Origin of the sequence: Vulcanisaeta souniana JCM 11219, from assembly GCF_026000775.1 — an archaeon.
Classification (GTDB): Archaea; Thermoproteota; Thermoprotei; order Thermoproteales; family Thermocladiaceae; genus Vulcanisaeta; species Vulcanisaeta souniana.
This window is the reverse complement of the sequence record NZ_AP026830.1, coordinates 1,049,224-1,073,279: the sequence shown is the minus strand read 5'-3', so window position 1 is coordinate 1,073,279 and position 24,056 is coordinate 1,049,224. Positions and strand designations below refer to the sequence as shown.

The following is a 24,056-nucleotide window of genomic DNA, read 5'->3' as shown; positions in this document are numbered from 1 at the left end:
ATAATCCCCGTTTTACTTAGGTACCAAGTCAACGGCATCGCCCAATGCCTGCCCCGGCAACCCGCGCCTAAATCTAACAAGCAATTGACCGTGCTTGCCCCAAACCCTAATTACGCTACCCACGATCTCGGCGCCAGCCCTTGATCTCCAAACCACCTTTGAATTTATGAATTTCACGGCGTCTACCATGGATTCCACTCCTGGTATAATGACTATAGCGTCCCTAGAATAACCAAAGGAGCCCCTCCTTATTGAGTATATCCTTGCCTTTATGGACTTTACCTGCGTTGACACGTATGTAAATTAGCCAGGCATTTTTAAATGCTACTTCCGTGGATTGTCGTGACGAAGCTCTGGAGGAATAATGCTTAAATTCCACAACGGTCCCTTGGTTGTTGAATGCCAATAGTGAGACTTATTGAGTACAAGATTGCACTACCGTCAGAGTACGCCTTTGACTTATTGATGAATATCGGTAACACTGGTTACTTCATGCCAATAACAAGGCCCGGCATAATACCAGCGCCCAAGGTACCAGGTAAGTACTCAGAGAGGATTAGGAGGGTTGAGGACATATCCAGGGAGCTAGGTAGGATTCTCGCCCAGTACTCGATACCACCACCGCCAACAACGCATGAGGTAAAGGTTGGTTTATTCGATGAACTCGTTGAGTACATAATTGAGGATGGTGATGACCTACTCACCAGGATAAGGCAGTACCTAGGCTCAATCGAAGGTGTTAGAATTGAGTACAATAAGTTGAGGGGCCTTGTTGACGTTCTGACATCGGTGGGTGGCGTCGTGGTGGAAAAGCTAAGGCACTTCCTAGTTGACATAGTACCCATTGGTGAGGAGGACTTCAATGAATTCAAGGAAGCTGTTGCTAATTACAATGCAGAGACCTTGCCAATAAGGGTACAGGACAGATTTTACTCACTGGTGATATACCCAGAATGGGCAAGGCAGGGATTATTAAGTACGTACAAATTATTTAATGTTAATCCTCTTGAGGTGTCCGGTTCTATTGATTTAAGTGCAATGAAAGGTAGGTTAGCGGAGCTAGAGGGTAGGTTAACGAAGCTGGAACAGGACTTCCGGGACTTCCTGACTAAGGTCAGTGACAGGGCCTACGCAATTATTGATCTTTCTGATTCAATAACAAACATTGTTAGGCAGTACATGGATTCGGCGATTCCCGAGGGTAAGGACGTTGGCGATAGATTAGTACAAATTATTAATTCAATAAATGGTACAAAGAGTAGAATTAGGGAGTTGGAGGTTGTACATGAGGTTCTGGGGTATATGAAGAGGAATGGCATTACACTTGGGGGACTCAGTAGGTTGAGGACTAGGGTATTTGCAATTAGGGGCGGTGTAAATGAGGAAGCCATTAAGGGGTTCATGTATACCAAGTGGGATGTCGAGGGCACGGATGTGTCAATACTCATGATTGTGGAACCCCCAGAGAATCTAGATGCTTCACTACTTGGCAAAGAGGTTTATGAGGTGAATAGGGATTACCTAATGAATGTAAAGTCGGCGTATGACTTAACGGGTAGAGAACTGGCTGATTTAAGGTCTAGGTTAAGGGAGTTGGAGAAGGAGCAGGAGGAGTTCGTGAAGGAATACAACGAGGTCTCCACATATGGAGTTGAGGGAATTAATAGGGTCGGTGGTGATGTGGTGACGATTGCTGGTTATGTTAAGGAGGGTTTATCAAGCAGGTTCGATGCATTACTAACATCGCTATTGAGTAAACTGGCTGTGGATGCTAAGGTGAGGAAGGAAAGTAAGGTGGTATACGTCAAGGAGATAGAGCCTGAGAAGGCACCAACACTTGAGGAGTACCCAAGGCCTGTTGATGCCTTTAAGAAGATAACGTATATGTACGGCGTACCTAAGTACACCGAGATAAGCCCAATAATACTAACCTTCATCCTATTCCCAGCCTTCTACGGCTGGATGTACCCAGACCTGGGCCACGGCATAGTACTGTCCCTCTTCGGTTATGCCCTGTATAGGTCCCGTTATAAGGGGTCCAATGCCTTCCTGCGTTCGATATTTGGTGGTAAGTACTCGATTTGGGGGTTAGTGTTCCTCATGGCGGGTATTTGGTCGATGATTTTCACGTTTGTGGAGAGCGGTACAATATTTGGAATGGAGGTATTACCAGCACCCTTCAGGCTGGTTCATGTTGGTGGCACGGCATTGGAGGTACTTTCTGACTCTATTTATGCGATGTTGGCCGTGTCAATAATGGTTGGCATAGTGTCATTATTATTGGCGTTCGCGCTTAAGGTGGTTAATGCCTATAGAGGTGGAGAGAGGGATTTGGCCATTGGTTTTTATGTACCGTTATTCTTCTTCTTTCTATTCCTAGTACTTGCTCTGATGGGTCCTGGGTTCATACCTGTCATAAGAATTGGTGAGGAGACTCCATTGCTGCAACCATTGTATCCCCTATTCAATGCAATAGAGGGCTTAATGTGGTATTGGGCATATGCCGTATTTGCCATGCTCGCAATATTAATGTATTCACTATTTTACTTCAGGGCTAAGTATAGGGGTGTTCCCGGGTTCAGTGCTGCCCAATTGGCTGTTGAGGTTAGTGCTGAGGCTGCAATACCGAGCCTAACCAATACGATATCCTTCATGAGGCTGAGCATAGTGGCGATTATGCACGCGGTTTTCACGGCAATGACTTACGCCTGGGCCGCCTCACTGGGATTATTAACCCCAACTGGCTTAATCGTATTAATAGTGTTTAACCTAATAATAATACTTGGCGAGGGCTTTGTGGCCTTTGTACAAAGCCTAAGGCTTCACTTTTACGAAATGTACACAAAGTTCTTCAGTGGCGCAGGCACATTGTTTATGCCGTTCACACTGGGCTTAAGGTGGGTTAGGCTAACTATTGCAGTGTAGTGAGAGTTGCTTAGTGGTAAAAATAGCTTAATAAAGTATATATAGATCCTCCGGTCATTTATTCATATGGCAATACCACGTGTTAGGGATGTGATGAAGGAGGTACCCATAACAGTGAGGGATGATGAATCCTTGATTAAGGTTATTAAGATTATGAATGAGGGGAATATTGGTTCAATAATAGTGACTAATGAGGAGGGTAGGGTAATTGGGGTATTCACTGAGAGGGACCTTTTGAGGCTGATAGCGAATAATGTTAATATTGATGCGTTGACTGTCGGTGACGTCATGACCAAGGACGTCATAGTTATTGAGGAGGATGCAAGCTTAATAAAGGCTGTGCACATAATGGCTAAGCACGGTATTAGGCACTTGCCGATAGTTGATGAGGATGGTAGGATAATCGGAATAATATCAATTAGGGATGCGGCGATAGCGTTGGCGAGACTACTAGTTGACATGGACATAAGTAGGCTGGGCGCTACGGAGGAGGAGGTTAGTATGATCAGGGACATCATAAACATCGATGAGGGAATCTAGTCCTATTTGATTGTTATTACGTAAGGTAGTAATTCTGGTAATATTATTGTTATTACGAAACCGCTTACGAATGCTATAAAGCCACTGGTCTCACCCATGTAAAGCCTATAGATGGGCAGTGTGTCATCCATGGACGTGGCACCACCAATGGATATTAAGGCGATGTCCCTAAAGCCAATAATCACCATTGAGGGTACCAATAGGTATGTTAATTGCTCCCTAAGGAAATTAGCCAGAAAGGCCAATGTGCCTATTGCCGGCCCAAACCTGACACTGAGGAGGGGCCCTGTTAATGAGTACCAACCCATGCCCATCGATATTCCGAGGGATGCTGTTAACGGTATTTTAACCAGGTAATGCAGTACTAATCCACTGATGGAACTGCCCAATAAAGAGACGATGGCAATTACTATGCCTAGGTATCCCTGGGCAAGGAGTGATGTGTTTATTGAAGAGCCAATATCAAGGCCAATCACCAGTATTAATGTAAGTAATTCAAACGTGATTAGGTAATTAAGGTAATTAATCATTGGCCCATACCTCACATAATAACCAAGTAGCCATCCAATGACCAGGATGATCAGTAATACCAGTGGTAACTTCACATTGATCTTCGCGTTATTACCCGTGTGGATTTCCTTAACGTGCCTTGTACCGAGGATTAGGCTGATGGGTATAGTTAAGGCTAGGCTTGTTACTATGGAGAATAGTGCATATATTATTGAGTAAAGTATTATGTAGAAAACGTAGTTACTGGCCACAATGTTGCCAGCCCAAAGGGCCATTGTGAATACCAGTACCATAACAACATACTGTAGGTAATTGCCAATTCCGAGTTGCCTAACCCTGGCCCTAAGCATGTATCCAATGATCATTGTTATTGGGAATACCACTAGGAATAAATCACCGATTATGTTGGCTATGTTGAGCACGTTGTTTTGTTAATAGGCTTGGTTTTTAATTCTTAACAAATACCTATTTATTATTTATCGGGTAAATAATGCAGAGTTTCGTATGGTTCAGGATAATGTGGATTTAGAGGATTTGGAGGGTATTGGACCAAAGACGGCTCAGTTACTGAAGTCCAAGGGAGTATTGGGCGTGAGGCACCTGGCGCTTTTCAATCCTGAGGAACTCATTGAATTAACGGACATGACGCCGGACAGGGTTGAGAAGATACTGAGGGCTGCAAGGGACATTGTCTTTGGTAATAATAGGGTTTCAAGGGCCACCGACATTGCCAAAAACTTTGGGAATATCATTAGGTTGAGGACTAATGTTAGGGCTATTGATGAGCTACTGCAGAGCGGCTTAGAGCCCAAGGCTATTTACGAATTCGCCGGTGAATTTGGCACTGGTAAGACACAGCTTTGTCATCAACTCTCAGTAACTGTTCAATTAAGTCAGGATAAGGGCGGCGTTGGCGGTGCTGCTGTTTACCTAGATACCGAGGAGGCCTTCTCCCCAAGTAGGATCGTTAATATTGCCCAGAGGTTCGATCTAGACCCTAATGAGGCTTTGGATAATATTTATGTGGTTAAGGTAATCAATGCAGCCGATCTAGAGGATAGGATCAAGTTTGATGTTGTTAAGCTCGTGGAGCAGGCCAACGCCAAGCTCATTGTTGTTGACTCGATAATCGCCCTTTACAGGGCTGAGTTTAAGGGTAGGGAGAGGCTGGCTGAGAGGCAGCAGAGGCTTAATTACATACTTGATTGGTTGATGAGGATTGCGAAGGTCTATAATGTTTATGTAGTTCTCACAAACCAAGTTCTTGACGTGCCGATGGGCTACATCGAGGTTAAGAGGCCGGCCGGCGGTAATGTGCTCGCCCACGCGGTTACCCATAGATTATTCCTTAGGAAATCTAAGGAGGATGTAAAAGTCATGGAGGTCCTGGACTCGCCTAGACTTCCCTTCAAGGCCAGTGCCATGTTTAGGATTACGGATAAGGGGATTGAGGATGTTTAGTGACGTTTAAATAATTTATTTAACTCATAGCTTCCTAGGTAATTACTGGTAATGCCTGCTAATCTACCACCTGAGGCTGGGAAGAAGTGGGAGAAGGTCATGGAGGCTAAGACGCCTGAGGAGAAGTTGAGGGCACTTGAGGAGTTCCTTAGTGCTGTGCCTAAGCATAAGGGTACGGAGAACCTGGTTCATTGGGCTAGGAGGAGGATGGCTCAGTTACGAAGGGAAATAGAGGAGAAGAAGGTCAAGGAGAAATCACTGAGGTCGGGCGGTGGAGGCAGTATACGTTATTATGTGGAGAAGGAGGGAGATGCGCAGGTGGTTGTTATTGGGCCTCCATCATCAGGTAAGTCAAGCCTACTGAGGTGCTTGACCAATGTTAGGGTTGAGCCTGATGAAGTGCCATTCTCATCACTTGAGCCAATACCTGGCATGTTTATTTATGATAATATTTACTTTCAATTGGTGAAGCTACCATCAATAAACATTGAAGACGTTGACTCCGATGTTAATGCCATGGCGCTTTCGATGATTAGGAATGCGGATAGTGCAATAATGGTTCTTGATGCCACTGGTGATGTTGAGGTTCAATACAGCGCCCTGAAGAATATACTTAGGGAAAATGGTATTTATGTAATTAGGCCCAGGGGTTTCGTAACCATAGAGAGGAGACCAACAGGTGGTATTCAGGTCATTGGTAGGTTGTTGAATGGTACCGCGGAGGATGTAAAAAAGCTACTGGCGAATTATGGCATTAGTAATGCCTTGGTTACGATTAATGGCGAGGCGACACTGGATGATGTTGAGGAATCAATATTTAAGGACATCGTGTATAAACCATCGCTTGTTCTGATAAATAAAGTCGATTTAGCGGATAAGGATTATGTTGATTACATTGTTGGTAGGTTAAGGAATGAGGTAATTACATTAACGGCATCCCTTAGTAAATGCGCCATTGATCCTAGGCTACTCAGTGAATCACTGTTGAGGGTTATGGATTTAATAAGGATTTATACTAAGGAGCCTGATGCCGATACGTACTCAACAAAGCCCTTCATTTTGAAGCGAGGTTCGACAGTCGGTGACCTAGCCAGGAAGATCCATAGTAGGTTTTACGAGGGCTTCAAGTACGCCAGGGTTTGGAGAATTGATAAGTACCCGGCAGGTATAAAGAGGGTTGGTATTAATTACGTGCTTAATGATGGTGATATTGTTGAGATACACTCATCATTATGAAGGTAAAGCCCTATAATTAACAGTCTTAGTTTGTGAATAATGAGTTCAACGTACAGTGAGTGCATTAGGTTACTTAGGGAGGTCCTGGAGCGGCTTGAGTCAATTGAGGGTGAGCTAGACCTAGTCAAAGATGAATTGAGGGAGTTGCGTGAGCAGGGAATTAAACAACAATCCTCATCAACTGGAACGCAGCAGTTTGGCAGTGGATTACTCAGGTTGATTAATGAGAGTTTATTCCTTGATACCAAGGATGTGTTGTCCAAGAGACTCCTTAAGAGGTTAATAGATAGTGGGAGGGTTATTTTACTTAGGGATGAGTCTGCCAACAGGGAGGTCGTCACGACCAAGGAAATTATTAGGAGATTGCTAAGTAAATTACCAATTTCTATTAATGAAATCAACAAACTCAGCGACAGAGAGTATGAATTACTGACCATGTTGAATAGGTTGGGTTACGTCTTGCTTAGGGACAATAAGTATGTAATCTCGGATACTGCAAAGGAATTTATTTAAGGAAAAGTGATACTAAATAAGCACAATGTCCGCAGAGGAGGTTCTTTGGGTTGAGAAGTATAGGCCTTCTAGGATTGATGACATTATCGACCAGGATCACGTTAAGGCCAGAATGAAGGAGCTGCTCACTCTCGGTGATCTGCCTCACCTATTATTCTTTGGTCCTCCTGGTACTGGTAAGACCACCATGGCCCTTGCCATAGCCCATGAGCTTTATGGTGATGCTTGGCGTGAGAACGTCCTGGAGCTGAATGCAAGCGACGAAAGAGGAATTGCGATGATTAGGGAAAAGGTTAAGGAGTTCGCGAAGACGGTACCCACTGTGAAAGCCCCATTTAGATTGATTATTCTTGATGAGGCTGATAACATGACCTCCGACGCCCAACAAGCCCTTAGGAGGATAATGGAAATGTACACGTCATCCGTTAGATTCATTCTATTGGCGAATTACCCATCCGGAATAATCGAGCCAATACAGTCTCGTTGTGCTATGTTTAGGTTTTCTCCATTGCCTAGGGATGCGGTGCTTGGTAGGCTTAGGGATATTGCCTCAAGGGAGGGCGTTAAGGTAACCGACGAAGCCCTAGAGGCCATCTGGGACATAAGCCAAGGAGACATGAGAAGAGCAATAAACACACTACAGGCAGCGGCGGCCCTTGGTGGTTCGGTGGATGAGGAGGCAGTGTATAGGGCTTTGGGTAAGGTCAGTCCAACCAGGGTTAGGGCAATAGTAACGGAGGCGGTTATCGGTGATTTCGGCAAAGCCGTGAGGGAGGTCATGACATTGATAAAGGACGAGGGCGCTGACCCACTTGATATCATTAAGATAATTCATAGAGAGGTTGTTTCTGCCACCTCGCAGTTGAAGGTTCCCGAGGAATTGAAGCCTAAGGCTGTGTATATCACTGGTGAGCATCACTATAGGTTGCTCAGGGGTTCAAGTGGTGAGTTGCAGGTTTATGGGTTACTGGCTAGGATTAGGAGACTTCTTCGTGAGGGCGCTAAATAACTTTTTATGGAGAGAAAGGTTTATAAATATTTAAGCAATACGCGAAAAGCTTTAATAGGGGATATTTATGTCTAACCCCGAACAGGAAAAGAAGGACCAACAGGGTAATACTAATTTATTAAGTAAGTTGAGAGTATCAGGCAAGATCATAGAATTTAAGTCTGAAGGGGAGGAGAAATTGGTATGCCCATACTGCGGCTCAACAACCTTCATCTTTGATTATGAAAATGGTCAAGTCATCTGCGCAAAATGTGGCTCAGTGGTACTTGAGCATGTCATTGACCTGAGACCGGAATGGAGAGCATTCACGGCCGAGGAGAAGGAGAGCCGGGCTAGGGCCGGTGGCCCGCTTAATAGGTTAACAAGTGAGGCTTTAACGACAACAATTGATTGGGCAACCAAGGATGCCAGCGGTAAGGAACTAGACATAAAGAGAAAGCTTGAGATACTGAAGTATAGGAAGTGGCAGCAGAGGGTTAGGGTTCAAACGAGTTACGAGCGTAATGTAATTCAGGCAATGAATGAGTTGAGCAGGATATCATCACAATTAGGTATACCTAAGGCGTGTGTTGATGAGGCCATGGGCGTCTATGAGCAGGTATTAACGAAGGGGCTGGTTAGGGGTAGGAGTGTTGAGGCCATTGTTGCGGCCTGTCTGCACATGGCCTGTAGGAAGATTGGGATGCCCAGGAGCCTTGACGAGATTAGTCAATACACAAGGGCGAGTAGGAAGGAGGTTGCTAGGTGCTTTAGGCTTATAGCCAGGGAATTGGGCGTTAGGTTACCGCTCAGTGATCCTAAGCTTTATGTTCCCAGGATTGTTGAGCAGTTGAAGCTTAGCGGTGAGATACTTAAGGAGGCCCTTAACATACTTGAGCAGGCGAAAAAGAGGGGTTTAACTGCGGGTAAGGACCCAGCTGGGCTTGCGGCGGCCGCTGTTTACATAGCCTCATTGCTCCGTGGTGAGGTTAGAACCCAGAAGGAGGTTGCCATGGCTGCCCAGGTCACGGAGGTCACGGTTAGGAACAGGTACAAGGAGTTGGCAAGGGAATTGAACATTAAAATACCAATAAAGTAGTCCCAAAACCTTAAAATATTTAATTTTTCCTTTTTCTCTCTGATTCAATGAAGTGCATGGTATGTGAGATGAGTAGTAATGAGGAATTGATAATAATGAGGAATAGGGAGGTTGTTGTTTTTCATAATCCTCAACCATTCAATAATGGTCATTTAATAATTGCATTGCTCGAACACAGATCAATTAATGAAATTGATAAGTCACAATTCACTGAGCTTATGGGTATTACGAGGAAATTCGTAGGGATCCTACAAAGGGTCTACAATCCACATGGCTTTAACATAGGAATTTCCCTGTCGCCCCACGTATATATTCAAGTGGTCCCTCGTTGGAATGGCGATGTGAGCTTCATGACGTTGTTCTACAATGTTAAGGTCGTCCCAGAAACCGTTAAGGACTCCGTTAGTAGGATTAAGAGTGCAGTGAGGGAGTATGGCATTTGAAATAATTGACTTGGTCGTATCCATAATAATACTGATCCTAGGTTTCTCGGTGTTTACGGCCCTTGTTAATGACTACAGGGTAGTCATTACAGTCTCTCGGGTAATAAGAAAGAAGGTTAAGGTGTCTGCGTTTCGCGAGCTTGCTCTGCCTATATACCCATCATTAATGAAAATAGAGATTATCAACGCAAGGTCCTTAACGGAGGGTATAGACGTGGAGGTGCATGGGAATACCATTAAGATCATTAATAATAAGGGCATCATTGGCGATTCAGACGTGAGGATCATAATTGATGCAGTGGTCACCGGGCGTTTGGGTGATTACCCTGTTAGAGGCATGGTCGTATTATCTCCTTACTAGTTCTATGACTATTACGACTACCAATATGTCGAGTATGATGTTTACAAAGCACGCCGTGTATAGGCCAATGGCTGAAATAATTGGGGATATTACTGTTAGGGCGAGTAGTGCGGTGTCCGAAGCCATTATGGCGAGTACCAGGAGTAGCGTTATCCATGTACCTGTTGTAAATGAGTAATTTGATATAGCCAATAATGAGTATACAATTGCAGTCATTAATATTATAACGAGGTATTTATTTAATGGATTGAGTATTCCCAAATAGGCTAAATCAAGTATTATAAGTATGAACTCCACGTACCGTATCAAGGCCATGTACGTGAATAACCTATACATCATTCTACCCATTATCGAAGCATTAATTAAGCATTCTCTCAATTAGCGCTGTGAGGTATTAATGCTTAAAAGGGGGTGTTGATCACGTGTATGGATGTCTCAATCAATGCAACCACAAGTATTACCACCGCCGGATCCACTCGTTAAGAAGCCTAGGCTGATTAGTAATGGTGGCGTTTTAGGCAGTGAATGGAGGATTGGTAGGGGCTTCTCAGTTGGTGAGGTTAAAGCCGTTGGGTTAACGATTAGTGAGGCTAGGCTACTGGGCATTAGGGTTGACCTTAATAGGGATAGTGTTTGGGATATTAACGTTCAAAGGCTTAGGGAATGGCTAGGTAAGGTAATCAGTGGCGAGGCATTGCCACCAGAACCAGTATTGCCTAGGGTAATTAGGATAAAGCGCAAGAAGGGCAGGGTATTTAGGGCGTTAACCCCCGCTGGCCGTAAAATGAGGGGCTTAATGAGCGTTGGCTTGAGGGAGACCCACGTTCACAAGTGGAGAAAGAAGGCCAAGGAGAGGGCCGAGAAGAGGAGACATGAGGCCGTTAGGGCTAAGGGCGGTCACTGATTAATTTTATTAATTATCTCTGGTAATTGCGATAGCGTTGTTATTTCGTAAAATGGCTTAACGGGTAATTGCACATCAACTCTCCTTACAAACACGACCTTTAGGTCAAGGAATTTGGCGCCAATCACGTCCTCAACCAACCCGCTTACTATTAGGGCGTCGTTTGGTGAAACCCCAGCCCTATTTAGGGCCGCCTGGAATATCTTGACCGCTGGTTTACCAGTTTTTGTTAAGTCCGAACTAACAACTCCCTTGAAGTACCTCAATAAGTTATTCCTGAGTAGTATTTTCTTAGCTATATCGTTGTCTAGGTTTGTGAGTATGTACATGGGTACGTTCATTTGTGACAATGCGTTGATTGCATCAATGACGTCTGGGTATAATTCTGAGGTCTCCACAACGAGTGATGATAAGGCATTACCGAAGTAATCAAGTTCTGCCGGGCTGAGGCTTAGGGAATACTTCCTGAGTAGTGATATCATGGTCTCCCTGGCCAATTGTCTCAATGACCTGTAGACACCCTTACTCATCAAAACATTATACCTGTCCTCCCACTCCTTTCTGAATTGATTTGCCAATTCCTCGAGTGGTATCCTCATGTTTAATTCATCCCTTATCAGCCTGGCGCCTTCAGTCTCAAAATGCGTCAGCCTGACCAATGTATTGAGTACCTCGAAAAACAGCGTCTTCATACGAGGCACAGACTTTAACTAAAATATTTAAAGATTAATGTGCACGACACCTAATCCTAATAAATACTCGATTGTTCACGCATAGCGTGAGGGCTGAGGTTTGGGTTGAGGTTAGGCCTACGGAGGATGAGGAGAAGGTCAGGAGGGCACTTAGTAATGTGTTTATCTACGATGATCTAAGGGTTGAGGAGAGCGAAGGTAAGAAGTACCTGGTTGCCCTGGGCCTTGGTTTTAAATCACTAATTAGGGTTCATAATTTGATAAAGGAGCAGGGTATTGAGGATAGCGCAAGGTCAGTGCTTATAAAAGGCATGGAGGACAATAGGGTAGTATTTCACTTACATAAACAGGCGGCGTATGCCGGCGTACTGACCTTCGTCACAGAAGAGAATGAGAGTCCCCTGGGACCCATAACGTTTATAGTAGAGACCAATGACCCACGTAGATTAATTGATTGGTTGGCACCGAGGACCTCAAGGGGAAGGAGACTCTACGAGACACCCCCTCCTGAGGATCCATGAGGATAAACCCTTTAAAATTAAGGAACACACACTTAATCGTGGAGAAGTACCTGGTTGCATCATTTCCCTGGTCCTCTGACATGGGTAACGAGGTAGCTAATACCCTGGGACTTAATCATGTAACCCTTGAAACTAAGCAATTCCCTGACGGGGAGTCGTACATTAGGTACCCAATTGACATTACTACATACGAAGGACTAATATTAATCCAAAGAGCTTACCCCGAGCAGAACAACAGGTTGATTCAAACAATGCTTGCAATACACGCTGCACGTGATATGGGCATTAAGAATATCCATATTGTTTTACCCTACCTGCCGTACTCACGACAGGACAAGAGGTTTAGGGATGGAGAACCAATTAGTCTAAATACAATACTCTCACTACTATCATTACTTGGTGCATCCTCCTTAATTACCGTTGATGTACATAAACCGGACGCCTTCAAGGCGCCTAACATGCGTTGCATTAACGTAGAACCATTCGATCTATACGCAGGTAAAATAGGCAATGTTAGCAATGCCGTTTTGCTGAGTCCAGATATTGGTTCATTATGGAGGGTCAAGAAGGTCAGCGAGTACTTAGGCATTCCCTTTAGTTACCTTGAGAAGTTCCGTGACAGGGTTACTGGGGAGATTACCATGAAGCCCAAGGAACTAGACGTGACTGGTAAAGAGGTTTTCATAATAGATGATATAATCGCGACTGGGGGCACAATAATAGAGGCAACAAGGATACTTAAGTCGATGGGTGCCACTAGGGTGTATGCAATTGCCACGCACTGCCTATTGCTTAATATGGCTGATTCAAGGATGCTTGAGGCAGGTGTTTCGTCAATAACGTGTTCTAACACGATACCCACCAAATACACCGAGGTTTATGTTAATCAATCAGTAATTAAGGCACTTAGGGGCTTGATTGCGTAAGTGCCTTTTAAGGGAAATTGAGTATATTATTACGTGAAGACGCTGGGACGCGTAATTAAGGATTATCTGAGTAATAAGGCTATTGCCGGTGGTTATTCATGGAATCCAGGTAGGATCGCATCAATCGTTGAGAAAATGGTATTATCATTAATGCCGGTACCAGTAATAACATATCTGGTAACCAAGTCATTGATGATATCATTAACTTCAATACCAGTACCTGCAATACCAATCGTGTTAACGGTTGTCTGGGCATCATACTCTGTTAACTCGGTTAAGGAGAATGTTGAGTGGGAACTGCCATTTTTCATGGTTTTACTCGATATAGTACATGATATTGGCGGTGACATAACTCACGCATTTGAGATAAGTGGTAGGGTTGGCCTTAAGTGGATTAATAGGGAGTGGCTCTTGATTAAGAGGTATTCTTTAACCACTAATTCATTGACAAAGGCCATGCAACTAAGGGCAAGGTCTCATCCGAGCATTGAGTTCCAGAGATTTATGAATGGTTATGTGTCTGTGTGGAGCTATAGTGGTGATGTAACTAATTACGTTAGGAGTGTCGAGAGTACATACTTATCAATGCTTAATAGTAGGTTATCTGCTTTATCGAAGCAGATAATTGATATTGTACTTGCCGTGGTCTCCTCAGTAATGATACTGATTCTTTTTATAATCATAACGACAATACTTGGTCTAAATTACGCAATACTATACATAATGCCGGCAGTATCATTATTACTTCCAGCCTTCATAATGAGGGTTTACCAGTCAATACCATATATAATACGCATGGACCTTAAGCACGATAGAAACATGTACATAATAATAGGGTCCTCAGCGCTACTTAGCGCAGTGGCTATAATTTACCTCGGGATCAACGGCTTAATATCCTTGGTAATACCACCGGTGCTTTTCTCTATCCTAGTTACGCAGAGAATTAATGATATTAAGAGTTCAGTCCTTTCACTGCCTGATGTGATCCGCGACATATCTGAAATCGTAAAGGCTGGGGTTGGTATTGGCACAGCAATTGAGAGGGTGTTGGATAATCCATATCCAAGGACGTTACTTACGTATTTACGAAGGATCGCCCGATTCAGCGGTGATGTCAAGATCGATGGACCCTGGATTATTAAATATGCCATTAACTTACTGAGGGAAGTTTCAAACCTAGGTTCTCCATCAAGAGCATTGGATAAGCTCGTGGAGGTGTTTTTGGAGTTGAAGGCGTTGATCATGAACATTAATTACAATGCGAGATCTCTACAATTACTTAATTACTCATTGCCCTTTGTGTTTGCCGGCGTCACGTACATAGGCAAGTTCGTTGTTTCGTCACTAAGCTCGGTGATAAAGAACGCCCCATACACACTGGTTGGTCTTACAATTCCCAACCTCAATGCAATACTAATGCCTCTATTAATTGTGGCATACATAATAAGTATGTCTGTGACGTTGCTATCCTCACTACTCAGTGACTTGACACTCAATCCGTCAATAAAGTCGGTAATACCCATACCGTTAACCCTAGCCCTGATGTTTGCCGCTGCGGAAATACCCATTATAGCGTAAGACTTTAAAAGCGCCAGGACCAGGCGTAGTTGTGTACGTATCTAAGACATTGATGATTGGCAGATGCTGGAGGTGCGGTAAGAAATTATTTAAGTATGATGATTACTACGTATGCCCAAAGTGCCACGCTATATACTGCCCAACATGCGCCAAGAAGACCTTCCATAAGTGCCCAGCGGATGGGACACCATTAGAGGCAAAATAACATGGCCGTCCTGACCGGCCTAATGTCATTCACCAAAGGACACGGAATTAGAGCGCTAAGTATCACCGGCCCAGATGGCTTATTCGCCTCCCAAGTGGTAAATGGCGTGTTACTTTCAGTAATAATTAATAATAATACATACACAAGGCTCGATGATGAAAGGTTCGGAAAGCTTCTCTTCGCGTTCTCGCCAATAATTAGTAGGGTTATTAGCATGACCGGCACCAATTACTACACGTTTTTAGGCAGGTACCTATACAGTGGCAGCAAGTTTACCTATGAGCCGTACGTGGACCTCATGAAGACTGTGACGATAATCATCACGAAAAAGAACGTAAGAATAGTACATGGAGAAAACAAGGTTAAGCTAAAAAGAACGAAGAAGGGCTACATGCCAAGTGAATTACTCGATACACTGGGTTATATAATCAAGAAATTACATTACGGTCATACCTAAAGTCCCGTTATTCGTGGCGAGTTGTGCATTCTTCGGTATTATTCATATTTCCCATTCCTAATGTGCGCATGCGTGGTTCTTTTCTTGATTTCCTTAACAGTTACTGCCCTCAGTCGTTGGTATTGACGTGGGATTAGTTTTAGTAAACTCTGCTTAATGGGCTAATGAAAATGCTTATTATCTTAGTTCCCGCGTTTTTAACTAAGCTAGGTCCCTAGTTCGGTTTAAATTGGTCCTCAGGTGGGCCATCAATGCATCAATAAACATAGTCAGGAAAATAGGGCATGTAGTGGTAGTAAAGGCATAGAATAATGAGCTACAACGTAATAACAAACTGTGTAAAACCATTAACTCTCATCCCAGGGGTTAGCACACGGGATCTCCAACATAGAAGCATCCCCTCAGGACAAGGGAGAAGGTCATAGTAATGCTTAAAGTAAATCCCTGCGTCTTAAATAATAATGTCCCAGGGAATTAAGTTCGAGGTAATAGATGTACCAATTCCAGAGGGTACAAACGTAATAATAGGCCACAGCCACTTCATAAAGACTCTGGAGGACATTTACGAGGCCCTCGTGAACTCAGTACCGAATATTAAGTTCGGCCTGGCCTTCTGCGAGGCGTCTGGAAAGAGACTGATTAGACATGAGGGTACTGATGAGGAGTTGAGGAAATTAGCCATAGACCTGTGCAGGAAAATAGCCGCCGGTCATACGTTCGTGATTTACCTGAGAAATGCATGGCCAATAAACGTATTAAATGCGTTGAGACACGTGGTTGAGGTGGTGAACATATACGCAGCCACTGCGAACCCACTTTCCGTTATTGTAGCGGAGATAGCGCCAGAGAGGAGGGGCGTGGTTGGTGTTGTTGATGGTCATTCACCACTTGGTGTTGAGGGCGATACTGATATCAAGGAGCGCAGGGAATTAATTAGGAGGTTTGGTTATAAGCTTTAGGGCATTGGGACCTGGCGGCATTAACAATGGAAATCAGCCTCTCTCTAAAACTCTCCAATTCCTTCATTAATTCATTAATTGCCTGCTCAACCAAAGCCCCAGGAGTTGCGTCAGAGGGTAGGGACTTCGCTACCTTATCAAGGAACTCCCTAAGGTCTGGCGGTAGTACTGGGTAGGCATTTATTAATTGTCTAGCCACATTATCATAGCCCTGAACCCTCATCAACTCCCTAACGAAGTACCTAATCCTGCCCTCTGTATTATAGTAATCATCGAGTAGATTAATTAGGAGGTCCAGATCAAGGTTCGCAGAGCACCTCCTGTAATTAAGGTCAATAAACCTCAATAGGGTGATGATGCGCCTGATGCCCCGTTCACCAACGGCGTGCCTAAACCAACCCTTATTGATTAATTGAGCCACGTAATCCCTAGCCTCAATAACCTCATCAACCACGCAATACCTGATTAATACCCAGTTAAAACCTTATCCGTGACTAAGTAATTCGGAAAGGGCCATGTGGGTGCCCTGCGTCAATGCATAGTTTAGGAAGTCCCTAATACCGTCAGGATAACCCTCACTCCTCGTTCCCTGGCACATACCTATTATTAGCATAATGATTATTGTGGTTAACAACACGGCCATAGCATTACCAACAAACCCAAAGGCAATGTTATTCTTATCCTCGAAATCATTAATGTAATTCCTAACATCGTTATAAACAGCCATGTAAACATCATGATCAACCTTAACAGGACTCAGAAAACTAGGTTTTAACTGATCTCTTTCATTACCATAAACCCGCTTAATCATGTAGACCTCAGAAACAAAACCAGCGGCGTCAATAACATCGTCGCCATCGCCCTGAGATGCAATTAAAACCTCGAAAACATCCCTCATAAAACCAGCATTAAAAACCCTCGATAGAGAAACAACAAGGGAAAGCCTAACACCCTTACCCTCCTTCATCAATGAAGCCACGCCATAAACAACGAAGGAAGCAACCGCATAACCGATCCTAACAACCTCCTTAACAACATCACCACTAACATCGCCAATTAACGACCTAACAAATCCATTAATGACAGAACCACTCATCAAGTAAACAACGAGCAGAAGAAAATAAACCTACCGCCCAAACCCAAATAGAAAAGTTTATTTCTCCAACGATAAAATAAACAAAGGGACCAGGCCTGGAGGGCCTACCCAGCCCTCCCCTGGGCAAAACCTAGGCCGATGGGCTCGGAGGCCGAAACCCGTGCGTTGCCTTGGACGATAAACTAGGGTCACGCCAGTACCTCAATGATAACCGGTCCCCTGGGGCGTCCACGCCGTAGCCGATCAACCGTAGGGTTGGTCGACTACGGAACCCGACGAACCGGGTTAGGCCCGGGAGGGAGCGGCCCTAAGTCGGGGTGGGCGCGTTCAGGGGGGTTGCCGGTTGGAGAACGGGCTGGCGTGAATCCTAGTTTACCGTCCAAGGCAATACACGGGGTTGGGTCCCATTCCTTTAGTTTCTCAGTGCCAGTGAGTTGTTTTTATCGTCATTCCTAACGCTTGATTCTGTTAATATTTCCAATGGTTTAGTACCAATGACTTTAATAAGGTTCAGCACTTCTTCCTTTGTGGTAAAATGCGTGTCTTTATTGAGAGTTTAATCATGGATTATGTATGTTTCATGCAGATGAGTTTGGTTTTATGGTTGCCATTAAATTAGTAGCGTGTATGGTTGTTGATGGCATTGGGTATTGAAGTCTTTGAATGGTGATGATTTCCGTTTACTAGCGGTATAAACAGTTAGGGTATTCTGGAGTATAGGATTTGATGGGGGGTCATTATAGGTTATTGTATTTCCTCAATTTCGAAGTCAGTGACTTTTCTTTCCATTAGCATTTTTTCTCTTCTTGCGATTTCCTGCTCTGCATCTATTCCATAGGCCTTGCTCAATGCCTTTAGTTTGTGGCTTTTGTTAATGTCTATATCGCCGGTGCTTGTAAGTATGCTTTTGAATTCCACTGAATTATTGTTGATTATTGGTTCTACGACGTCCCTAATAACCCTCTTGCCGTTCCTTATGGTCATGAAAACCACGGTAGATAGTAACTGTAGGTTACCCATGTTTACATTAAGTGGTGGGTTTATGAGCCTTATCAATAATTCCTCAGGTGTTGATGCGTGGAATGTGGTTAGCATGCCATGCCCCAATGCGGACGCCTGAAATAACGCGTGTATTTCATCGCCCCTGGTCTCCCCAACTATTATATAGTCAGGTCTATACCTTACGGCTAGTTTAACCAGATCGAACATCTCTATCCTGGATTTCTCATCCTCATTCTCCCTGGTAAACATTCTAACCCAGTGTGGATGTGGTAAGCGTATTTCCGGCGTGTCCTCTATGGTTATTATCTTTGAATACATGGGTAACTTGCTGACTATGGCGCTGAGTAGTGTTGTTTTTCCACTACTCATTGGACCATTAATCATTATGAAGCCCTTAAGCTCGGCAATTAGCCATAGGTAGGCTGCCACACTGGGCCTCAGTGTTTCCCTTACTATTAGTTCCTCAAGGGTCATTGGTTCTGGTGGGAATTTCCTTATGCTGAACGTCGGTCCTATGGTTATTTCGCCAATGGTTCCCGTGAACCTATGCCCCTCGGGCAATATGGTTTCCAGGTAAGGCTTTAGTAACGAGACTGATCTCGGTAGTCCCCTCTTGCTCATGCTCATTATGAAATCCTTGGCCTCAACCTCGGAGTTAAACCTAATATTCGTTATTAACCTGATCCCCGGAAGGTCTCTGTGGACGACGGTTATTGGATAAAGCCAATTATTTAGTTCAATTTCTTCAATACCTGGGTCAAAAAGTGGTACTGTTACTGGTCCATATCCCCTCAGGTCCCTTAATATGTAGTAAATGATTGATTCCATCAATTGCCTATTGCCCAAGTCCCTTAACGACTCATTCACCGCATCAAGTATTGTTATACTGCGTTGCCTCATAATGTCAATGATCCTACCCCTCAACTCCTGGCACTGTTCATTGCACTTGGGCTCCTTCACTACGTAATAGTAGGCATTCTCCTTAGCAGTTATGGAAACCGGTATCTTAAATGCAAATCCCTCAATCTGTACAGAAACCATGTAGCTGCTCATCAATTAATGATCCTCAACTCAAGATATAAGCCACTAATACAATCTCTTTCCCATACTCATTTAGAGTACCCATTCTATGCTTGGCATTATGGGGAGGATGGGTTAATGTAAGGCTGATCATAAGTGCCATCGTGTAGAGCAAAAAGTCAATAAAACCGTACTAGGGAAGCCCTTAGATAATTTTGATATTCACCCTGACCTGGTTGAGTATTTAACCTATTGCGATATGGCTATGCTTTCCGTGGCAACCTCCTGATTACCCTGTGCGTATCCCTCAACGACGACTATGTATTTATTACCAGTTATGAACTGGTTTGATGCTGTACCCACTATGCTCGTTGATTGCCCTGGATTTATGGTGGTGCTTAATGTTTGTGTTACCATTGGTGTTTGTGAGTTTTGTGGGTATATTGATATTGAGGTTATTGTTACCGGTGTCGTCCCTATGTTCTCCACGGTTACTGAATAAACGTTTCCAGCCAATTGTGGGTTGACTATGCTTATTTGCGCCTGGGTGGTTAGTACAGAGGTTCTTGACTGGAAGTAGTTATACAGCATTATCGCGGCCACTATTACGAAGACTATCATGAGTATTGTATATATTGGTCCACTCAGGTCTCCTCTTTTTTGTCTGTTTATTTTTCTTGTATTATTCCCGTAATACATCACTAGGTTAGTCTCAGGTTGGTATTTAAGTCACTAATGGTTAAAAGCCTATGAAATAACGTACTGGGTGGTATTTGTGTCATACATCATGCATATTGTGGTGTTTGCCACGCAGAAGACTATGTTAACCCTGCACTGGGTATAGTGTGTCTCATAGTGAAGCACAATGTAATTACCCGGGGTTAGGTATACATTACCTATGTCTATGGGTGTCGAGTTTCCCTGATTCTCTATATATACTTCCCTTAGGGTTATTGGTATGCGGCCATTATTGTAAATGACCAGGTATAATTGATTACCTGTCTCATTACTTACTATCACCGCGTCAGGTACGTAAATGCTTGCACTTGCCATCTGGTTCATGGAATTCGTTAATGACAACACAGGCGTCATGTGCCCCAGTACAGTGAATAGGACGTATCCCAGGTATATCGAGCCTATTAATAGCATTGTCTCCGCAATCAACCTATCCAGCGCCATATCAATGCTTCAATGCTCACTTCAGTTAATAAGGAACTGCATCACTTATTACGAGTTGCGTATTGTAATGGCCCAGGATCAATGATCAATACCTAACGTGGTTAATTCTCACGATGTAAATATTTTTAAATGGCTCAGTTACGTTTTTGGTCAATGAGTACCGAGTCTGCTGCTGAGGCTTGGCAGCCTAAGACGTGGGTTGGTAGGTTAGTTAAGGATGGAAAGGTTAGATCAATAGATGACATATTCAGACTTAACCTACCCATTAAGGAGCCTGAGATAATTGACTTCTTCCTGCCAAACCTTAGGCATGAGGTTGTTAGCATAAACATTGTACAGAGGCAGACGGATGCCGGTGAGGTTAGTCAGTTCCAGGTGGCTGTGGTTATTGGCAATGAGGATGGTTATGTGGGCATTGGCATGGGTAAGGGTAAGCAGGTTAACCAAGCAATCGAGAAGGCCATTAGGGTTGCTAAACTAAACATAGTGCCTGTCAGGAGGGGTTGTGGCTCCTGGCACTGCTCCTGTGACGAGCCCCACAGCATACCGTTTAAGGTAGTTGGCAAGAGTGGCAGTGTGAAGGTCCTCCTAATACCAGCACCCAAGGGTGTTGGTTTAGTGGCCGCGGACGCAGCTAAAACTGTCCTTAGACTCGCTGGTGTTAAGGACATTTGGTCATACACCTGGGGCGAGACAAGAACCACCCACAACCTGGTTAAGGCGACATACGACGCACTAAGAAAGACCTACGCATTCTCCATTTAAAGCGGGAGGGCTAAAGTTTAATAATTATAGGTTTATTGAGCGTCTGATTATGCAGGTTCAGGAGGGCATTCAACAAGGAAAGAATACCCTGTATACGCGGATAGCCGTAATAAGGCTCAAGGGTTTAGCCGACACGTCGCCGGAAGTTGAGAGGGCCCTTGAAATACTTAGGTTAAGGAGAAGATATGCATGCGTCATCATCGATGAGAGACCAGCCTACCTAGGTATGCTTAAGACCATCAAAGATTGGGTTACTTGGGGTGAGGTGGATGCCGACACCCTAACGGAACTACTGAGGAGGAGGGGTAGGCTTGTTGGTGATAAGCCGCTCACTGATGATTGGATTAAGAAGTATGGTTGGTCAAGCATTGATGAATTCGCACTGGCGTACATAATGGGTGAGGTTAATCAACTGGCGTGTCCTGACAATAAACCATGGCCCAAGGCAGACAATAAAGTTCTATGCATACCTAAGCTAAAGCCATTCTTTAGGCTCCATCCACCATCTGGAGGGCTCAGGGGCATTAAGAAGAGTTATAACGAGGGTGGCGACTTGGGCTATAGAGGCATTGCAATTAACGAATTAATACTTAGAATGCTATGACCCAGCCTAAATCCTTCCGTTTCCTGTTTACAACCTAATAGACGAATCAATTATTTGTTTGATCAATTTAGGTGTTTTATAACGATGCGTTGCCTGTATGGGCAAGGGATAGTCGTAAAATTTATTAAGGCTTTCAATAATCAATCGTAGTCATGGTTAGGAGATTTGAGAGAAAGTCGAGGAAGTACAGGGGCTTGAGAACGCATAGTTGGGGTAGGGTTGGCCAGCATAGAAAGAGTGGCTCAAGTGGTGGCAGGGGTAAGTCAGGTCTTCATAAACATAAGTGGTCTCTCGTCATGAAATATGCCGAGGACACTAATGGTTATCCATTCTTTGGAAAGCATGGCTTTAAGCAGCCCAATACGATAGTTGCCGCCAAGCTTGGCATTAATGTTGGAGAGCTCGAGATGATGCTTGATGAGTTAGTTAGTAAAGGTCTGGCTCAGGTGGCCGATGGTAAGTACGTCATTGACCTCACGAAGCTCGGTTTTAACAAGTTACTGGGTAGGGGGCGCGTCACTAAACCTATGATTATTAAAGCAGTGTGGATCTCCAGGAAGGCCGAGGAGAAGGTCAGGGCCGTGGGTGGTTCCGTGGAGCTCGTCAGGGGGGTAGTGCATGGCTAGTGGCGGGCGTAGGTTCATAGATGTTGTGGAACCTATACTACGCCTCATGCCAACGGTCCCTAAACCAAAGGAAGCCCTCAGTATGGGTTCTAGGTTGTTCTGGACCTTTCTCTCGATAACCGTGTACCTCCTCATGTCAATAACGCCTCTCTACGGGCTTAGTCCCACTACACCGTCTTTTTTCATGTCACCAGCCATAGCCTCAATACTGGGCATAACCTTTGGATCACTTGCCCAGTTGGGTATAACGCCAATAGTGGTGGCTGGCATAATACTTGAGATTCTTGTTTTCTCTGACATGATTAACGTGGATCTTGAGGACCCGGAGGATCAGGCAAAATTCAATGCATTGCTTAAGCTCTTGGCAATTGTCTTTGGGCTCCTTGAATCAATAGCCCTGGTTACGAGTGGTCAGTTGATCCCCGTTAATGCACTTGGTGGTGTCTTGATTATCATTCAATTACTGGTAGCCACCCTCATCATAATCCTCATGGATGACTTAATATCCAAGGGCTGGGGCCTAGGTAGTGGTATATCGCTATTTATCCTTGTTACTATAGTTAAGCAAATGTTTGCTATGACATTCTCACCCTTCATACTACCGGGTTCCACAATACCCTATGGCGCAATACCAGCCTTGGCAACGGCAATATACTATGCAATAGCGGGGAAATTGAGTTACCTAATGACTATCCTTTACCAGGTTAATCTCCCGAGTCTCACTGGCTTAATAGCAACAATAGCCCTGGCATTGATAGTACTATACCTGGAATTAATGGAGGTGTCAATACCAGTAGCCCTGGTTCAGTACAGGGGTTATAGGTATTCAGTGCCGTTGAAGCTCATGTACGTTTCGGTGCTCCCCATAATATTCACGGCATACACCGTTTACCTCGTTGGTGAAGGCCTAACACTTATTTGGAGCGCGTATAACAAGGCCAATGCCAATCCCTTCCTTAATTGGCTGGCGTGTGCGCACTCTACAACCGTTGGTTTAATACCATGCCCGAACTCCCTGCTTTATTACTTCACTGTCGTACCTAGGAACATCGATGCTGCCTACATAGCGGTGCATATAGTGATGTACGCTGTACTGTCGGTGGTCTTCGCAATAGTCTGGGTGAACCTAGCTGGACTTAGTGCTGAGGATCAGGCTAAGTACATAATTCAAGGTGGTATGCAAATACCTGGTTTTAGGCCGAGTGCTAGGGTGATCGCCAGATTCCTTGATAGGTATGTGAGGATGCTAACAGTAATAAGTGGCTTAATTGTTGGTGTCATAGCCGCCCTTGGTGATATAGCTGGTGTCTTCGGCGGTGGCATTGGATTAATACTTGTCGTGGAGATAATAATACAGTACTACTCACTGGCGATGCAGGAGCAGTTGTTTGAGATTTACCCAGGGCTCAAGAGGCTCCTTGGTAAAGAATAACCTCCTTCCCCCAT

The 24,056-nt window shown here is 44.2% G+C and carries 29 protein-coding genes and 1 other RNA gene; 21 read left to right on the top strand and 9 right to left on the bottom strand.

What is annotated here, in order from left to right:
• Positions 1 to 12 precede the first annotated feature (12 nt).
• Positions 13 to 294 carry a 50S ribosomal protein L35ae gene (locus Vsou_RS05775; protein WP_188602282.1) on the bottom strand — a complete coding sequence of 94 codons (282 nt, stop codon included), beginning with the start codon at positions 292 to 294 and terminating at the stop codon, positions 13 to 15.
• A 105-nt stretch (positions 295 to 399) separates the two neighbouring features.
• On the opposite strand from Vsou_RS05775, the gene Vsou_RS05770 reads away from it, so the two are divergent.
• A complete protein-coding gene (locus tag Vsou_RS05770) occupies positions 400 to 2,925 on the top strand; it encodes a V-type ATPase 116kDa subunit family protein (RefSeq protein WP_188602283.1) in 2,526 nt (841 codons plus the stop codon).
• Between the two features lie 66 nt (positions 2,926 to 2,991).
• The gene (locus Vsou_RS05765) at positions 2,992 to 3,465 is read left to right on the top strand and encodes a CBS domain-containing protein (protein ID WP_188602284.1); all 474 of its coding nucleotides are present in this window, start codon (positions 2,992 to 2,994) and stop codon (positions 3,463 to 3,465) included.
• Between the two features lie 2 nt (positions 3,466 to 3,467).
• Here Vsou_RS05765 and Vsou_RS05760 read toward each other — a convergent pair whose 3' ends face one another.
• On the bottom strand, positions 3,468 to 4,397 hold the full coding sequence (locus Vsou_RS05760; protein WP_188602285.1) for a LysO family transporter: 930 nt from the start codon (positions 4,395 to 4,397) through the stop codon (positions 3,468 to 3,470).
• Positions 4,398 to 4,479: 82 nt separating this feature from the next.
• On the opposite strand from Vsou_RS05760, the gene radA reads away from it, so the two are divergent.
• The 7 genes from radA (at position 4,480) to Vsou_RS05725 (ending at position 10,076) form a co-directional block, all read left to right on the top strand.
• Entirely contained in the window at positions 4,480 to 5,436 is a 957-nt protein-coding gene (gene radA, locus Vsou_RS05755) for a DNA repair and recombination protein RadA (protein ID WP_188602286.1), read from the top strand.
• 51 nt (positions 5,437 to 5,487) lie between these two features.
• A complete protein-coding gene (locus Vsou_RS05750) occupies positions 5,488 to 6,672 on the top strand; it encodes an OBG GTPase family GTP-binding protein (protein WP_188602287.1) in 1,185 nt (394 codons plus the stop codon).
• A 39-nt stretch (positions 6,673 to 6,711) separates the two neighbouring features.
• Entirely contained in the window at positions 6,712 to 7,185 is a 474-nt protein-coding gene (locus Vsou_RS05745) for a hypothetical protein (protein ID WP_054843142.1), read from the top strand.
• Between the two features lie 25 nt (positions 7,186 to 7,210).
• A complete protein-coding gene (locus Vsou_RS05740) occupies positions 7,211 to 8,194 on the top strand; it encodes a replication factor C small subunit (protein WP_188602288.1) in 984 nt (327 codons plus the stop codon).
• Positions 8,195 to 8,261: 67 nt separating this feature from the next.
• Positions 8,262 to 9,272 carry a transcription initiation factor IIB gene (locus Vsou_RS05735; protein ID WP_188602289.1) on the top strand — a complete coding sequence of 337 codons (1,011 nt, stop codon included), beginning with the start codon at positions 8,262 to 8,264 and terminating at the stop codon, positions 9,270 to 9,272.
• Between the two features lie 47 nt (positions 9,273 to 9,319).
• Positions 9,320 to 9,715 (top strand): HIT family protein, encoded by a 396-nt coding sequence (locus tag Vsou_RS05730; protein WP_229709656.1) that lies wholly within the window; start codon positions 9,320 to 9,322, stop codon positions 9,713 to 9,715.
• Positions 9,705 to 10,076: a hypothetical protein gene (locus Vsou_RS05725; RefSeq protein ID WP_054843143.1), complete on the top strand. Its 372-nt coding sequence runs from the start codon at positions 9,705 to 9,707 to the stop codon at positions 10,074 to 10,076. Before Vsou_RS05730 ends, Vsou_RS05725 begins: the two co-directional genes overlap by 11 nt.
• Here the strand turns inward: Vsou_RS05725 and Vsou_RS05720 are convergent.
• Entirely contained in the window at positions 10,062 to 10,412 is a 351-nt protein-coding gene (locus Vsou_RS05720) for a hypothetical protein (protein ID WP_188602290.1), read from the bottom strand. The genes Vsou_RS05725 and Vsou_RS05720 overlap by 15 nt on opposite strands.
• A 94-nt stretch (positions 10,413 to 10,506) precedes the next feature.
• Here Vsou_RS05720 and Vsou_RS05715 point away from each other — a divergent pair, with 94 nt between their 5' ends.
• Entirely contained in the window at positions 10,507 to 10,980 is a 474-nt protein-coding gene (locus Vsou_RS05715) for a ribosomal protein L13e (protein ID WP_188602291.1), read from the top strand.
• Here Vsou_RS05715 and Vsou_RS05710 read toward each other — a convergent pair.
• Positions 10,974 to 11,672 carry an HAD family hydrolase gene (locus Vsou_RS05710; RefSeq protein ID WP_054843145.1) on the bottom strand — a complete coding sequence of 233 codons (699 nt, stop codon included), beginning with the start codon at positions 11,670 to 11,672 and terminating at the stop codon, positions 10,974 to 10,976. The genes Vsou_RS05715 and Vsou_RS05710 overlap by 7 nt on opposite strands.
• Positions 11,673 to 11,758: 86 nt before the next feature.
• Here Vsou_RS05710 and Vsou_RS05705 point away from each other — a divergent pair, with 86 nt between their 5' ends.
• From Vsou_RS05705 to Vsou_RS05680, 6 genes are all read left to right on the top strand, one after another.
• Positions 11,759 to 12,193, top strand: a complete 435-nt coding sequence (locus Vsou_RS05705) for an RNA-binding domain-containing protein (protein WP_188602292.1) — start codon at positions 11,759 to 11,761, stop codon at positions 12,191 to 12,193.
• Positions 12,194 to 12,231: 38 nt separating this feature from the next.
• A complete protein-coding gene (gene prs, locus Vsou_RS05700) occupies positions 12,232 to 13,119 on the top strand; it encodes a ribose-phosphate diphosphokinase (protein WP_188602293.1) in 888 nt (295 codons plus the stop codon).
• 33 nt (positions 13,120 to 13,152) lie between these two features.
• Complete coding sequence (locus Vsou_RS05695; RefSeq protein ID WP_054843146.1) at positions 13,153 to 14,697, top strand: type II secretion system F family protein; 1,545 nt, start codon at positions 13,153 to 13,155, stop codon at positions 14,695 to 14,697.
• A 31-nt stretch (positions 14,698 to 14,728) separates the two neighbouring features.
• Positions 14,729 to 14,902, top strand: a complete 174-nt coding sequence (locus tag Vsou_RS05690; RefSeq protein WP_188602294.1) for a hypothetical protein — start codon at positions 14,729 to 14,731, stop codon at positions 14,900 to 14,902.
• A gap of 22 nt (positions 14,903 to 14,924) precedes the next feature.
• Complete coding sequence (locus Vsou_RS05685; protein WP_229709657.1) at positions 14,925 to 15,359, top strand: hypothetical protein; 435 nt, start codon at positions 14,925 to 14,927, stop codon at positions 15,357 to 15,359.
• A gap of 461 nt (positions 15,360 to 15,820) precedes the next feature.
• On the top strand, positions 15,821 to 16,318 hold the full coding sequence (locus Vsou_RS05680; RefSeq protein WP_188602295.1) for an adenosine-specific kinase: 498 nt from the start codon (positions 15,821 to 15,823) through the stop codon (positions 16,316 to 16,318).
• Here Vsou_RS05680 and Vsou_RS05675 read toward each other — a convergent pair.
• Positions 16,293 to 16,772, bottom strand: a complete 480-nt coding sequence (locus Vsou_RS05675) for a hypothetical protein (protein ID WP_188602296.1) — start codon at positions 16,770 to 16,772, stop codon at positions 16,293 to 16,295. The genes Vsou_RS05680 and Vsou_RS05675 overlap by 26 nt on opposite strands.
• A gap of 30 nt (positions 16,773 to 16,802) precedes the next feature.
• A complete protein-coding gene (locus tag Vsou_RS05670; protein ID WP_054843149.1) occupies positions 16,803 to 17,414 on the bottom strand; it encodes a hypothetical protein in 612 nt (203 codons plus the stop codon).
• An 82-nt stretch (positions 17,415 to 17,496) separates the two neighbouring features.
• On the opposite strand from Vsou_RS05670, the gene ffs reads away from it, so the two are divergent.
• Positions 17,497 to 17,823: signal recognition particle sRNA (gene ffs, locus Vsou_RS05665), an RNA gene on the top strand.
• A gap of 335 nt (positions 17,824 to 18,158) precedes the next feature.
• Here ffs and Vsou_RS05660 read toward each other — a convergent pair.
• The 3 genes from Vsou_RS05660 to Vsou_RS05650 form a co-directional block, all read right to left on the bottom strand.
• Positions 18,159 to 19,469, bottom strand: coding sequence for a type II/IV secretion system ATPase subunit (locus Vsou_RS05660; protein ID WP_188602297.1), 1,311 nt, complete (start codon positions 19,467 to 19,469; stop codon positions 18,159 to 18,161).
• 216 nt (positions 19,470 to 19,685) lie between these two features.
• Positions 19,686 to 20,135 carry a hypothetical protein gene (locus tag Vsou_RS05655; protein ID WP_054843151.1) on the bottom strand — a complete coding sequence of 150 codons (450 nt, stop codon included), beginning with the start codon at positions 20,133 to 20,135 and terminating at the stop codon, positions 19,686 to 19,688.
• 48 nt (positions 20,136 to 20,183) lie between these two features.
• Positions 20,184 to 20,615 (bottom strand): hypothetical protein, encoded by a 432-nt coding sequence (locus Vsou_RS05650; RefSeq protein WP_188602298.1) that lies wholly within the window; start codon positions 20,613 to 20,615, stop codon positions 20,184 to 20,186.
• Between the two features lie 153 nt (positions 20,616 to 20,768).
• Between Vsou_RS05650 and Vsou_RS05645 the strand changes: the two genes are divergently transcribed.
• The 4 genes from Vsou_RS05645 (at position 20,769) to secY (ending at position 24,042) form a co-directional block, all read left to right on the top strand.
• Positions 20,769 to 21,380: a 30S ribosomal protein S5 gene (locus Vsou_RS05645; RefSeq protein ID WP_188602299.1), complete on the top strand. Its 612-nt coding sequence runs from the start codon at positions 20,769 to 20,771 to the stop codon at positions 21,378 to 21,380.
• Positions 21,381 to 21,429: 49 nt separating this feature from the next.
• A complete protein-coding gene (locus Vsou_RS05640; protein ID WP_188602300.1) occupies positions 21,430 to 21,984 on the top strand; it encodes a 50S ribosomal protein L30 in 555 nt (184 codons plus the stop codon).
• A gap of 152 nt (positions 21,985 to 22,136) precedes the next feature.
• The gene (locus Vsou_RS05635; protein WP_188602301.1) at positions 22,137 to 22,610 is read left to right on the top strand and encodes an uL15 family ribosomal protein; all 474 of its coding nucleotides are present in this window, start codon (positions 22,137 to 22,139) and stop codon (positions 22,608 to 22,610) included.
• Entirely contained in the window at positions 22,603 to 24,042 is a 1,440-nt protein-coding gene (gene secY / locus Vsou_RS05630) for a preprotein translocase subunit SecY (protein ID WP_188602302.1), read from the top strand. Before Vsou_RS05635 ends, secY begins: the two co-directional genes overlap by 8 nt.
• Positions 24,043 to 24,056 lie beyond the last annotated feature (14 nt).